Origin of the sequence: Iodobacter fluviatilis (assembly GCF_004194535.1) — a bacterium.
Lineage (GTDB): Bacteria > Pseudomonadota > Gammaproteobacteria > Burkholderiales > Chitinibacteraceae > Iodobacter > Iodobacter fluviatilis_A.
This window is the reverse complement of the sequence record NZ_CP025781.1, coordinates 3,632,149-3,644,019: the sequence shown is the minus strand read 5'-3', so window position 1 is coordinate 3,644,019 and position 11,871 is coordinate 3,632,149. Positions and strand designations below refer to the sequence as shown.

At 44.9% G+C, this 11,871-nt stretch carries 14 protein-coding genes; 5 read left to right on the top strand and 9 right to left on the bottom strand.

All coding sequences use genetic code 11. The features are described 5' to 3' along the window. Positions 1–53 precede the first annotated feature (53 nt). The gene (locus tag C1H71_RS16115; RefSeq protein WP_130107465.1) at positions 54–1,181 is read left to right on the top strand and encodes a GNAT family N-acetyltransferase; all 1,128 of its coding nucleotides are present in this window, start codon (positions 54–56) and stop codon (positions 1,179–1,181) included. A gap of 297 nt (positions 1,182–1,478) precedes the next feature. Here the strand turns inward: C1H71_RS16115 and C1H71_RS16110 are convergent, their stop codons facing one another. Genes C1H71_RS16110 through C1H71_RS16100 form a run of 3 tightly spaced genes read right to left on the bottom strand, consistent with a single transcriptional unit; the run spans position 1,479 to position 2,553 of the window. Further along, positions 1,479–1,937 (bottom strand): c-type cytochrome, encoded by a 459-nt coding sequence (locus C1H71_RS16110; RefSeq protein WP_130107464.1) that lies wholly within the window; start codon positions 1,935–1,937, stop codon positions 1,479–1,481. Between the two features lie 52 nt (positions 1,938–1,989). Then, complete coding sequence (locus C1H71_RS16105) at positions 1,990–2,328, bottom strand: hypothetical protein (protein ID WP_130107463.1); 339 nt, start codon at positions 2,326–2,328, stop codon at positions 1,990–1,992. A gap of 15 nt (positions 2,329–2,343) precedes the next feature. Next, the gene (locus tag C1H71_RS16100; RefSeq protein ID WP_130107462.1) at positions 2,344–2,553 is read right to left on the bottom strand and encodes a hypothetical protein; all 210 of its coding nucleotides are present in this window, start codon (positions 2,551–2,553) and stop codon (positions 2,344–2,346) included. A gap of 305 nt (positions 2,554–2,858) precedes the next feature. Here C1H71_RS16100 and C1H71_RS16095 point away from each other — a divergent pair, with 305 nt between their 5' ends. Further along, positions 2,859–3,404 carry a PAAR domain-containing protein gene (locus C1H71_RS16095; protein WP_130107461.1) on the top strand — a complete coding sequence of 182 codons (546 nt, stop codon included), beginning with the start codon at positions 2,859–2,861 and terminating at the stop codon, positions 3,402–3,404. A 3-nt stretch (positions 3,405–3,407) separates the two neighbouring features. Then, positions 3,408–3,950, top strand: a complete 543-nt coding sequence (locus tag C1H71_RS16090) for a hypothetical protein (protein ID WP_130107460.1) — start codon at positions 3,408–3,410, stop codon at positions 3,948–3,950. 573 nt (positions 3,951–4,523) lie between these two features. Here the strand turns inward: C1H71_RS16090 and C1H71_RS16085 are convergent. Beyond that, positions 4,524–4,901: a group II intron maturase-specific domain-containing protein gene (locus tag C1H71_RS16085; RefSeq protein WP_130107459.1), complete on the bottom strand. Its 378-nt coding sequence runs from the start codon at positions 4,899–4,901 to the stop codon at positions 4,524–4,526. A 194-nt stretch (positions 4,902–5,095) separates the two neighbouring features. On the opposite strand from C1H71_RS16085, the gene C1H71_RS16080 reads away from it, so the two are divergent. Together C1H71_RS16080 and C1H71_RS16075 are read left to right on the top strand one after the other, a co-directional pair. Continuing rightward, positions 5,096–5,521, top strand: coding sequence for a hypothetical protein (locus C1H71_RS16080; protein ID WP_130107458.1), 426 nt, complete (start codon positions 5,096–5,098; stop codon positions 5,519–5,521). 202 nt (positions 5,522–5,723) lie between these two features. Next, the gene (locus tag C1H71_RS16075; protein ID WP_130107457.1) at positions 5,724–6,176 is read left to right on the top strand and encodes a hypothetical protein; all 453 of its coding nucleotides are present in this window, start codon (positions 5,724–5,726) and stop codon (positions 6,174–6,176) included. Positions 6,177–6,373: 197 nt separating this feature from the next. Here C1H71_RS16075 and C1H71_RS16070 read toward each other — a convergent pair whose 3' ends face one another. The 5 genes from C1H71_RS16070 to C1H71_RS16050 all read right to left on the bottom strand — a co-directional run bounded on the left by C1H71_RS16070 (position 6,374) and on the right by C1H71_RS16050 (position 11,846). After that, positions 6,374–6,673, bottom strand: coding sequence for a hypothetical protein (locus C1H71_RS16070; protein WP_130107456.1), 300 nt, complete (start codon positions 6,671–6,673; stop codon positions 6,374–6,376). Between the two features lie 95 nt (positions 6,674–6,768). Continuing rightward, positions 6,769–7,656, bottom strand: coding sequence for an ABC transporter substrate-binding protein (locus C1H71_RS16065; RefSeq protein WP_130107455.1), 888 nt, complete (start codon positions 7,654–7,656; stop codon positions 6,769–6,771). 428 nt (positions 7,657–8,084) lie between these two features. Next, positions 8,085–9,824, bottom strand: a complete 1,740-nt coding sequence (locus C1H71_RS16060; protein WP_130107454.1) for an ABC transporter ATP-binding protein — start codon at positions 9,822–9,824, stop codon at positions 8,085–8,087. 12 nt (positions 9,825–9,836) lie between these two features. After that, entirely contained in the window at positions 9,837–10,892 is a 1,056-nt protein-coding gene (locus C1H71_RS16055; protein ID WP_130107453.1) for an ABC transporter permease, read from the bottom strand. 15 nt (positions 10,893–10,907) lie between these two features. Next, positions 10,908–11,846, bottom strand: a complete 939-nt coding sequence (locus C1H71_RS16050; RefSeq protein ID WP_130107452.1) for an ABC transporter permease — start codon at positions 11,844–11,846, stop codon at positions 10,908–10,910. Between the last annotated feature and the right edge of the window lie 25 nt (positions 11,847–11,871).

Below are 11,871 nucleotides of genomic sequence, written 5' to 3'. Positions count from 1 at the left end.
TAAGTCCGACAGGCTGCTAGGTTCAGCCCCACAATCACCCATATGGAAACGGCATGATTCGCCTTCACTCGCAGATTACAGAGTTTACATCCGCCGAATGGGATGTACTGGCTGGCACACAACCTTTTGTAAGCCACGCCTATCTAGCCGCGCTAGAACAAACTGCTGCGGTGGGTGAGCGTAGCGGCTGGGCTCCTTGTCATTTAGCCCTGAGGGATGAAGCACAGCGGCTGATTGGTGCAATGCCCTTATATCGAAAAACCCATTCCTATGGTGAATATGTGTTTGATTGGGCTTGGGCCGATGCGTATCAACGCCATGGCTTAGATTATTACCCTAAACTCATCAGCGCCATCCCCTTTACGCCCATTACTGGCCCTAGGCTGCTAGCAAAAGACGATGCCACGCGGCAAATTTTGCTCGCCGCCGCCGTGGCCATTGCGCAAGAAGCCGGCGACTCATCGTTTCATCTATTGTTTCCTGAAGCCAATCAAGCCGCTCTGGCGCAGCAAAGTGGCCTTATCCCGCGCTGCGATGTGCAATTTCATTGGCTACGTGGCGATTGGCGGGATTACGCCGATTTTAGCGATGCACTCACCCGCGATAAGCGCAAAAAACTGCGGCAAGAGCGGCGCAAGGTGAGCGATGCAGGGGTAGAGATCATCCGTAAGCGCGGCAGCGATATCAGTGAGGCAGACTGGCATTTCTTTTACCGCTGCTACAGTAATACCTATCTGGAACACCGCTCCACGCCCTATTTAAGCTTGGCTTTTTTCTTACAAATAGCCAGCAGCATGCCGCAAGCGTGCTTACTGGTATTGGCCTACCAAGCAGGCCAGCCCATTGCAGCAGCGCTGAATATTATTGGCCCAGATCGGCTCTATGGGCGTTATTGGGGCGCAGCATGGGGGCCAGCGGGATTTGTAGCCAATCTACATTTTGAGCTGTGCTTTTACCAAGGGATTGAGTTTGCTTTAGAGGCGGGCTTAGATGCTTTTGAAGGAGGCGCACAGGGCGCGCATAAACTGGCCCGTGGCTTTGCGCCGGTTAGCACCCAATCGGCACACTGGCTGGCCCACGCAGGCTTTGCTGATGCCATTGATCAGCACTTAGCCAAAGAGCGGCAAGCCGTAAGCCAATGGCAGAGCGAGCTAGAGCAGCACAAGCCATTTAAGCGTTGAACATTCATTGCTAGCAGCCTGTCGGACTTAAGCGATCGTAGCGAGGGAAAGACCGGTTTGAGACAGATTTCGCGGGTTTTTGAGGCGAATAGCTGGCTATTCAACGAGAAAATGCGTGAAATATGGCCAAATCCGGCTTTTCCGTAGTAGATCAGTCTTAAGTCCGACAGGCTGCTAGCGCATCCCAAATACGCCGAGACCACCTTATGGCGGAGCAAAGTCGTCGACGATAAGTTGCCCTGATCAGCAACTTCGCTCAGTAATACTTAACTCCGAATAAAAGACGCGCCCCTTTACTTAGCCAGGCCTAAATTGCTGATGGCAACGGATGCAGGCGTTTTCTACAGCCTTGTAAGATGCACGAATACCCTCAGCTTGCCCAGATTGAGCAGCAGCCTCTAAAGCCGCGCTTTGCTGCTGCATATTTTCTGCTGCAGCATGAAAATCCTTAGCATCTGCTTGCTGCTTGCTTGTGGATTGCTGAGTAATAGAGAATTCAGCGAAGTAAACCCAAGGCTGTTGCGACTTTTGCTTAAGCTTAATCGCCTCTTTAAGTAATTCATCTTGCTTGTAAGGCTTATCGCCATTCAACATAGCATGCATCGCTTCGCGCGATTTAAGCATTTCTTTGAACGTGGCTTTGCGTAAAGAAACAGGGGAGTTTGGATCGGTGCGCTGGCAGGCAGTGAGTGCCAATAGGCATAATAAAATCAAAGTAAATCGCTGCATATCCAACCAATAGCAAAAGGGGAGCATCTTACTCCCCTTTTTATCAGCCAATAAATACGCCGGATTAATCCGTAATCGTTCAATCTAAGCTCCCCACTTTAACTAAAATCGTTTTCGATTTTTCAGTTGCTTTTTGCGGCGGTACATTACCCTCTAAGCGGGTTATTTTTCTGAACTCCGCTTTCAAACCTGCCGCGGTCAACTCGACCACAGTAAATCCCTGTGCATCGGTATCAGCGTATTTAATCCAAGGATTATTCGCCGCCGGTGCCGTGCCTGCCGCCTGATTGGCAAATGGATTCAGGCGCTTAATCACTTCTACTGAAGGTACGCTTGCAGCAGGAATCTTCAGCGCGTCAGCTAACTGCCCCGCCACCATGCCATACAGCGTTTGCGCAGTGATTGATTTTTTGGCCACTGCCAGCGCAGCAATCTACCCACCAATTAACTCGCCCATTTGCCCAGCCAGCGTTTCATTAAAGGTATTGATCGCAGCGCTAGATAAACCGGCTGTTGGCGTTACCACTACTGCTGGTAATAGGCCTTTAGCGATTGCCCCACCTACTGCCGCCTTAATCGCTGTGGTATTGCTCAAATCTGTAACCCCAGCTTGCATGGCGATCATGGCAAAGCGCTCGTGCACCGTTTTCGCCAGCTCAAAACCTTATAACCAATTGATAAAATTACACTAAAAAATAATGCCTTCTAATAAAAAAGCATCCAACAACACGCCTTTAAGCCGCATTTTTGCTAGGGCCTCTTTCTACTTATTAGAACCGCCCATCAAAAGATCTACTGAGATCTTTTCAGCAGATACCAACATAACCAAGCCCAATGTGCATTAATTACATCAACTTACCTAGCCAATACACCCTACCTCTTATTGTGGCTCTAGTAAGCAAAGATTAAGATTAGTGTACTAATTTTAATCTCTTATAGGTAGCAAGCATGAAAAGAGTAATACGCTTAGGCGACCTAACCAGCCACGGCGGAGTTGTAATAAGTGCTGCATCAACAAGCAATATGTTTGGCAAACCTGTTGCTCTCCTTGGGGATCAAGTTAGCTGCCCTATCCCTGGCCACGGCGTTTGCCCAATTATTGAAGGTGACCCCTCGTGGAACGTTGGCGGTAAACCCGTTGCATTAGAAGGTCATATGACTTCATGCGGAGCGGTTTTAATCTCATCCATGCCAGAAATCGGGCGCTCGTATGAAGGAAGCGGTGCGGCCTCATCTGGTGCATCTAGCAAAGCAGGAAAGGCGATTGCAGCGGCGGCGGCTGTAGCGGCCACATCTAAAATAATTGACAGCCTATTTAATGATAAATTTCAATTATTAGATAGCGAAACAAAAAAACCAATTGCTAATCACCTTTATGCAATTGTACGAGAGAGTGGTCAAATTGAGCATGGAGAAACAGACGAAGAAGGAAACACGCATCTTCTTGATTCCATCAACAAATCTGAAAATATAAAAATCTATTTAGAGGGTTAATAGATGCCAAACCAAAGTATACAATCTCCATCTGGCAAAGAGATGTTTCTTGTCACCAATAGAACAACTACAAACATAGAAAACAAAGAAATTAAAAAGATATTTGTATCACGCGAGCGCATAGAAATATTAATTAGTGATTCACGTTTAATATCCATTGGATCACAGTTTGGGCATACCTCGATGGCAATAGATGGAACGGTATACGGTCGGGCGCATGGTGGATGGGATATTGATACCCGTGAAAACTATTTATTCCGACAGCAAGTAAAAATGCACCGTGACACCTGGGGATACTCACTAGCAATATCGAAGATTGAAAAAGAAAATATTCTAAAAGAGATAAAGAAAAGAGCTGCGGAAAACAAGCCATATAAATTAGATAGCAATAGTTGCTCGTCTAATATTGCTGAAATACTAGAGTTTGCTGGAATTCCAGCCTATGACCCTAGATATGGCCTACCCGTGGTTTCGCCAGCAGATTTAATGGTAGGTCTTAGTCACTCTAAAAGATTAACTAAAAAAGAAACATACCCAAAAAAATGAAAACCTTAATACTTACTAGCTTATGCCTTGTTCTATTTGGATGTGAAAAAGCACCTAAAGAAATATGGCAAGCAAACAAGAACGTTTCTGCATACGCAAACGTGAACGCGGCACAAGGTAAAGCAGCATTTACCATAAAAAAAGGTGAAAAATGCGAAGCAGGGGAAACAGCCTACGGAAAAGTAGACGCGTACACCAAATTAAACTGCAAGTCTGGGTCAGGGTGGGTAACTGAAAGTGAACACTTCACAAGATTACCAACATCAAAGTAAGCAAGGAAACTCTTTGTGCGGCTCTATCTTATCGTGGCTTAGCGCCCTATCAAGCATCCTTCTAATGCTGTTAGTTTGCTGGTACGTCTACTACTTAACTGGTGCGAATAATACGAATAATAACTGGGGTCAGAGTAATAACTGGGGTCAGAGTACAGTTAAATCCGCTTTCTTTGGCTCTAAAAGCATTAAGCATAGTAGGATTTAATTTTGGTAGAGTAGAGAGCAGGTTTTCACCTGCCCTCCCTCATCAAACCGTGCATGCGATTTTCCCGCACACGGCTTTCCGATGTTCTTCACATCAAGCATGCGCTGATTTCCAACCTGCTGCTGTCGGTAATGAATACAAACCATATCGCTCATTTAGCACCCGCCTTGGATAACGGAGCATGCTCGTTTTCCAATCGCTGACTTTGTGCCGTTTGCGAAGATGTATCCTTAGCCGTTCTTCTGAATGACGCTTCACTTTATAAAATTGCTTGGATGAATTCCGGTAATGGAAGTAACTCGACCAACCGCGTAATGCTTGATTTAAATCTCGCACCACCTCTTCAATTGGTCGCCATGTTTGGGTTCTTCCAGTAATTTCATTTAGTCGCGTCTTGATTTTCTCTACCGATTTAGCTGAGGCCTCAATATAGGGATAGCGAGTGCCTTTAGCGGATAGGTTCGTGCGCAAATCAAAAACCTATGGGGTCAGGCCTTACATTTGACATGAAGAAATTAATTTAACCTGTATTGCAAACCACTGTAATAACTGGGGTCAGAGTACAGTTAAATCCGCTTTCTTTGGCTCTAAAAGCATTAAGCATAGTAGGATTTAATTTTGTTCTGACCCCAGTTATTTTCATGTAAAATGTAAGGTCTGACCCCATGCTTTTAAATAGTCATGGGACTCAGTTTTTTCATACACCTATTAGTGGTGGTTTTTCTACCATTTTAGGTGGTTTACATATTCGTTATGTTTGCCACGTAAATATACTTACTATCCAAAAGGCACTGAGTTGTATGAGAAAGTTGTTTGTTGTTGGCGTTTGCTCCTGGTCAGCATTTGTTTCCGCTGCAGAATATGCAACTCCTACTTGTTATGAAAATATTCCCACATCTTGCTCGTTCAATGAAATGACTCTGTCCTTATGCAACAAGGAAGGTAAATCAAAGAAAGTGGTGTTCTTGTTGTCACAGAGAATTCACATACCTAGTGGCAACAAGTTTAACAGTGCTGATGGAAGCAAATTTTGTACTGTTCAGGGAATCAAAGGCACAGATCCAAAACGGTACACTGTAGTAATCAAATAAACATCATAGCTAACTTTCATAAACACGGCCCCATTGGGTAATCCCCCCTCGAAATAATCGTAGAAAAGTGAGGATATTTAGTGTGCAATGGCAATGCGCCTAATATGACATTCAAGCAAACTAGCCGGAATATGCGTTGTTGTTAACCAATTGCAGCGTAGGCAAGCTGCTTATTTTTGACATTAGGGCTTAAGGAGATGATATGCCAGACATCCTATCAATAGCATCCGCAATGGAATCATTCAAGACCATAACGGAAATTGTTCGAGGAATTAAGCAAGCTGCAAAATCTTTAGAAGACGCACAGATTAACTACCAAATTGCTGAATTAACTAATGCATTAGCGGACCTAAAACTGGCTTTGGCTGACGTCAAAGAGGAAAATATTACTCTCCGTGAAGAAATAAATTCTCTTAAAAAATCAAGAGACCTTAGGTCTTTGCTTACCATAAAAGACAATGTCTATCTTCCAGTATCCGGTGAAATAGATGACTATGGAAAAGGGCCCTGGTGCACAAATTGCTATGACTCCAATAGCATATTGGTCACGTTGCATCATAAATCATCGATAGTTGTTGGCGATTATATGAGTAACAAATTTGAATGCCCAAAGTGCAAATCCAGTACTAGTGCACAAAAAAACAAGCGGTGCTAACAATACAATTAAGCTAATGGTTTTTATTTCTTAAACGATTAAATAATCGGGGTAAGAGTAAAGTTAAATCTGCTTGCTTCGGCTCTGATAGTATGAAAAATCACGGGGTTTAAGTTTGCTCTAAAAACCTATGGGGTCAGGCCTTACATTTGACATAAAGCAATCACTTCAATCTACATTGCAAACTACTGTACATTTTATCTGATGTGAAATGCAAGACCTGACCCCATTGCTTGCATTGCTCTTTGTAACGCAATATCTGCGGCTTTAGATGAAACCACATTATCTGCATCGCTAGGCACCACGCGGGTCCATAGCATGATGCTGGTGGCAGCCGGATCACCCGAGGCAATACTTTGTGGAAATTTACAAGGAATCTGCGCCACGGCAGGAATTACAGCATCATCGTCGCTGCTATTACAGCCCACCAACAACGCAGGGCCTATGGTAGAAACAGTCACAAAGCCGGTCAATTTTAAAAACTGACGACGATTCATGCTGCGCATTCCAAAGAGTAAGAAGAACAACATAACGTTACAGTATGACAAGCAAGTCAAAACAAGTGTTTCATTCAAGAAATACCCGCTCAGCCTTAATGTGCTGCCGCATCCCTCGTCATTAAACGAGGGGATAAATCATATTGCAGAGGAATATCCTGCAGAGCCGTGCCCTTTTGATGCATTGCAATAATTTTAGCGGCCAACTTGCCTTGCACCTGATAATCGCCAACGGTTCCTACACTGCAATGATAAGGAATAAAGGCACCAACGCTACAAATAGTCTCAATATTAGCCTCATTCAGCGCTTGCATTAATTCTGCTGCAATTGAAATCAAATAACTATCTGCAGGGATAAACACCACGCTACCTTTAGCATCTTTTTGTAAACGGAGTAGTTCTGAATTAAGCAATGCTTTATCTGGGTTAATTCGCCAAGTTTCTAATATCCAATGGTGTTGTGCTGCTACAGGCGTTAATTGCTCCCCAATCAACTGCGTATTTTGCTCACGCGGATTCACAGGAAACAGCATCTTGCTCCCCTTAGGTAAATACTTACGGGCATTAGCAATCTGCAGCGGTAGCGAAATCATATTACTTACCCCTGCCAGCATTTTATTATCTTGTTTATTTGTCGACAGCAAGCCCGCACCATAAGGATCGGCAACCACATTAAATATCAAAGGTTTTCGCCCTTTTAAAAACTGCTTAGTCATCTGACTAGCCGTCGTACCAAAGCTATATACATAATCATATTTAGCCAAATTAGGCTCTAACTCGGTGCGTAATAATGTGGCCAAGGTGGCGCGATCCTGATCAGCATTAAAAACTGTAATTTCGGGATTCAAACCCAGTTTTTTCATTTCCTCCCGAAAGCCTTGCTCTGCTGGAGTTTCTCCTCGCCATAACACCATGGCAATTTTCAACGCATAGGCATTGACATGAATAATGCATAGCGCACAAAATAATAACCCTCGCAACATACCCCCCCCTAAAACCCAACCCCTTACTTAACTTAGACTATCCCCACAAATGCACGCTCCTAAATTGATAGCACGGTAGTATTTAATCCGCTAAGCCCTAGGGTCTGTTGACGTTTCATTCACGGCTGCGTTTGGCTCATTTTTGGGGCTGAACAAGGAGAAAATGGCGACATGGTACGAGTACCATGAGCGATTTTTAACGCAGTGCAGCCCCAAAAGTGGGCTAAACCCGAAGGGCTGTGCCGGAAAATGGCCATTCACTGCGTTATGCTCCTCGACAATAACCCGTTATTGCCTTCGTCACATGCCTTGTGCTTGGCCGTTTTCCGGCTCAGCGCAATTGTGAATGAAACGTCAACAGACCCTAGCTTTAGCCAAAAAAAGCCGCTCAGCGTTTTATCTAAGCGGCTAAAACTAGCAATCACTATTTATAAAGTAACTAAATCATCACTCAAATACTGCTGGTTTTGCGTGCGGCCACGGCCTTGCGGAATAGACGAGAGCAATTTGCGTGTATAAATAGCCTTAGGATTCAGATAAATTTCATCCGCATCAGCCTGCTCCACCACTTCACCCTTGTTCATCACCATCACTTGATCTGAAATATGCTTCACCACCGCCAGATCATGCGAAATAAACAAGTAAGACAGCTTAAATTCATCTTGTAGATCTTGCAGCAAATTCAACACCTGCGCTTGCACCGATACATCCAAAGCCGATACTGATTCATCACAGATCAGAATTTCTGGCTTCATCGTTAAGCAACGCGCAATAGCAATCCGCTGCCGCTGCCCACCCGAAAACTCATGCGGATATTTAGCCAGCGCTGTAGCAGGCAAGCCCACTTTATCCAGTAGTTCACGCGCTAATTTAATTCTATCCATCGCGCTGCTGCCAATACCGTGAAGCTGCATAGGCTCTGTGAGAATTTGTTCCACGGTAAAACGTGGATTAAGCGAGGCGTATGGATTCTGAAAAATAATCTGAATGCGCCGTTTGTACTCATTAAATTCACGCGCGCTCATCGCAAATAAATCTTTGCCATTAAACAACGCTTGGCCGCTTGTGGCTTGATGTAAGCGCACTAAAGTTAGCCCAACCGTGGTTTTACCAGAGCCTGACTCGCCCACAATACCCAACGTTTTACCACGCGCTAATTTAAACGATACATCTTTCGCCGCATGAAATACTTTCTTACCAAATAGGCCTTCACGGGATTCAAAAGCTTTGCCCAGGCCTTTTACTTCCAGCACAATTTCATCGTCTTTTTTATAGCCGCGTACACGATCGGCTGGCTCTACATAGCCACCTGGCGTTAAGAAATCGTCAATCACCGCAAGGCGCTCTGGGCGGTGATCCAAGTGCGGGCGGCAAGCCAGCAATGCCTTGGTGTAGCTGTCTTTCGGCGAATCGAAAATCTGCTCTACCGTACCCGTTTCGCGGATTTCGCCATGACGCATCACCACCACATCATGAGCAAACTCACCGACCAAGCCCAAATCATGAGTAATAAACAGCACCGACATACCATGCTTTTTTTGCAACTCGGCAATCAATTGTAAAATTTGCTTTTGGATGGTGACATCCAGCGCCGTAGTTGGCTCATCCGCAATCAAAAGCTTAGGCTCGCAAGCAATCGCCATGGCGATCATTACACGCTGCTGCTGCCCGCCAGATAATTGATGTGGATAAGCCTTGGCTTTTTCACTTGGATTAGGTAAACCCACTTCAAACAACAGCTCAACCGCGCGCTTGGCAGCGGCACGGCGGCCCAATCCAGCGTGTAGCATCAAGGTTTCTGCTACTTGATCGCCCACGGTAAATACGGGGTTTAACGAGCTCATCGGCTCCTGGAAAATCATCGCAATATCTTTGCCGCGCATTTTCCGCAGCTCGCTAGCGCTTAAACCTAATAGATTTTTACCTTCAAAGAGAATCTGGCTATCAGGGCTAATTTCAGTATTATTTGGCGGCAATAATTGCATAATCGCCATCGAAGTCACGGATTTACCCGAGCCCGACTCACCCACTAAGGCTACGGTGCGATTTTTAGGGATATCGAAACTTACACCTTTAATGGCATTAAATTTTTCGCCATCTTCCTGACGAAAATTCACCACTAAATTACGCACCGATAATAATGTTTCGGTATTTTCAGCAGAGGACATGTCGCGATCTCCTTATTTAACTTTTGGATCAAGCGCATCGCGCAAAGCATCCACCAACAGGCTAAACGCCGTCACCAAGACCGACATCGCAATCGTCACAGCAAGCATTTGCCACCAGAAGCCCTGCACCAATTCAGCGGGCGTTTCTGCCAGCATCGAACCCAAGCTCACTTGGCGCACACCCACCCCAAAGCCAAGGAAAGACAAAATAGCTTCGTATTTGATCAACGCCACCGTCATCAAGGAAAACTGCACCAAAAGCAAATGGCTGATATTTGGCAAAATATGCACAAACATACGACGGTAATGCGAAGCGCCAATCGCATCGGCAGCTTGCACATACTCGCGGTTTTTCAGCTTCATATACTCGGCACGTACCAAGCGATAAGTACCTGTCCAGCTGGTTAGCGCCATCACCATAATAATGGTGCTAATCCCACGCCCGCTTACCGCAGCAAAAGATAGCAGCAAGAGCATATCGGGAACAGAAGTAAAGATACTGTAAAACCATGTAAAGAAATCATCGACTTTTCCACCAAAATAGCCAGAAACCGCACCTAAAGTCGTGCCAATACTCAGCGCCAACACCGCACCAAAAATACCAACAAAGATAGAAGTTGAAGTCCCTTTAATGGTTTTTTCAATCACGCCACGGCCACGTAAATCCGCACCAAACGGCATGGTTTCTAGCTTAGCTGGGCTATTATCCGCATACTTTGCCGTGTTTTTCTGCGCGGCTTCCAGCTCTTGAGCCAGCGGATCCTCTGATGGCAGCATGGTTACAATTGGTTGAGCTTCAACCACCGTTGCCGTTTTTGCTGGTAACTGCTCGTCTTTACCCTTAGTGATCCAAGAAGGTGGAGCGTAAGGCACGGCTACTTCTTCGGCCCAATTGCTTGCAACAATATTCAGCCAACCACCTACGGCAATCAACAAATAAGCCACGACCACCCATAGCGCAATAAAACCAACCTTATTACGCTTTAAGCGCTGCCAACCCAATGCCCACAAACTTTTAGATGCCGGTTCAATCTTCAACCCCGGCACAGCTTCAACAATTGCATTCATAAGTTTCCCCAGGGTTTATTTAAGTTGAACGCGTGGATCAATTAATTTGTAAACCAAATCGGCCAACAAATTAAAAATCATCGTTGCAATCGCAATATAAATAGTGACAGCTTTAATCACTGGAAAATCGCTTTTATTTACGGCCAGCAATACTTCATTACCCATACCAGGAATACCAAAGAAGCTTTCCAGAATCAGCGCCCCCATCATTAAAAACGGCAATGCCATCATCACATTAGTGACGACAGGAATCATCGCATTACGCAGCACATGCTTAAGCATAATTTTAGATTCTGATAAACCTTTAGCCCTAGCCGTACGCACATAATCATTATTCATTTCTTCAATAAAAAAACTACGATAAAAACGAATATCTGGGCCAATAGAAACCATTAAACCCATTAATAATGGCAAAGGCACATAAACCATTAAATTGGTGAATAAGGAATCACCCCAGCCACGCACTGGAAACCAAGCCAATTCATAAGCAAGGAAATACTGGCCCACCACGATATACACCAAGGCGCTGATCGACATCGCCACGGTACACGCAATCGTCACAATGCGATCGGTTACACCGCCCCTAAAGTAAGCCACCAATGCGGCCAAAGGAATGGATATCAGCAAGCTTACCGCCAGTAAAGCCCCGGTTAAGGTTAAAGATGGGCCAACGCGGCTAGCAATCATCTGCGATACCGGCTGTTGGGTAGACCAAGACGTGCCAAAATCTAAAGTCAGTACTTGCTTAACAAAAATCAAGAACTGCTCTGGCAGACTTTTATCTAGCCCTAATTGGGTACGAATATTATTTAATACGTCCTCGGTTAAATGCTTACCGCCCAAGATTAAACTTGGATCGCCACCCACCACAGAAAATAAGATAAAAACCAATAACATCACCCCGAAGATAGTCGGGATCATTTGTAAAACACGGCGAGTAATATATGCGAGCATTATTTTTCCTTAGCCACAAAATATG

What these genes read in the sequence shown, in the direction of transcription:
- C1H71_RS16115 (WP_130107465.1), top strand. Translation starts at nt 54, where the DNA reads ATGATTCGCCTTCACTCGCAGATTACAGAGTTTACATCCGCCGAATGG.
- C1H71_RS16110 (WP_130107464.1), bottom strand. Translation starts at nt 1,937, where the DNA reads ATGCTCCCCTTTTGCTATTGGTTGGATATGCAGCGATTTACTTTGATT.
- C1H71_RS16095 (WP_130107461.1), top strand. Translation starts at nt 2,859, where the DNA reads ATGAAAAGAGTAATACGCTTAGGCGACCTAACCAGCCACGGCGGAGTT.
- C1H71_RS16090 (WP_130107460.1), top strand. Translation starts at nt 3,408, where the DNA reads ATGCCAAACCAAAGTATACAATCTCCATCTGGCAAAGAGATGTTTCTT.
- C1H71_RS16080 (WP_130107458.1), top strand. Translation starts at nt 5,096, where the DNA reads ATGCTTTTAAATAGTCATGGGACTCAGTTTTTTCATACACCTATTAGT.
- C1H71_RS16075 (WP_130107457.1), top strand. Translation starts at nt 5,724, where the DNA reads ATGCCAGACATCCTATCAATAGCATCCGCAATGGAATCATTCAAGACC.
- C1H71_RS16070 (WP_130107456.1), bottom strand. Translation starts at nt 6,673, where the DNA reads ATGAATCGTCGTCAGTTTTTAAAATTGACCGGCTTTGTGACTGTTTCT.
- C1H71_RS16065 (WP_130107455.1), bottom strand. Translation starts at nt 7,656, where the DNA reads ATGTTGCGAGGGTTATTATTTTGTGCGCTATGCATTATTCATGTCAAT.
- C1H71_RS16060 (WP_130107454.1), bottom strand. Translation starts at nt 9,824, where the DNA reads ATGTCCTCTGCTGAAAATACCGAAACATTATTATCGGTGCGTAATTTA.
- C1H71_RS16055 (WP_130107453.1), bottom strand. Translation starts at nt 10,892, where the DNA reads ATGAATGCAATTGTTGAAGCTGTGCCGGGGTTGAAGATTGAACCGGCA.
- C1H71_RS16050 (WP_130107452.1), bottom strand. Translation starts at nt 11,846, where the DNA reads ATGCTCGCATATATTACTCGCCGTGTTTTACAAATGATCCCGACTATC.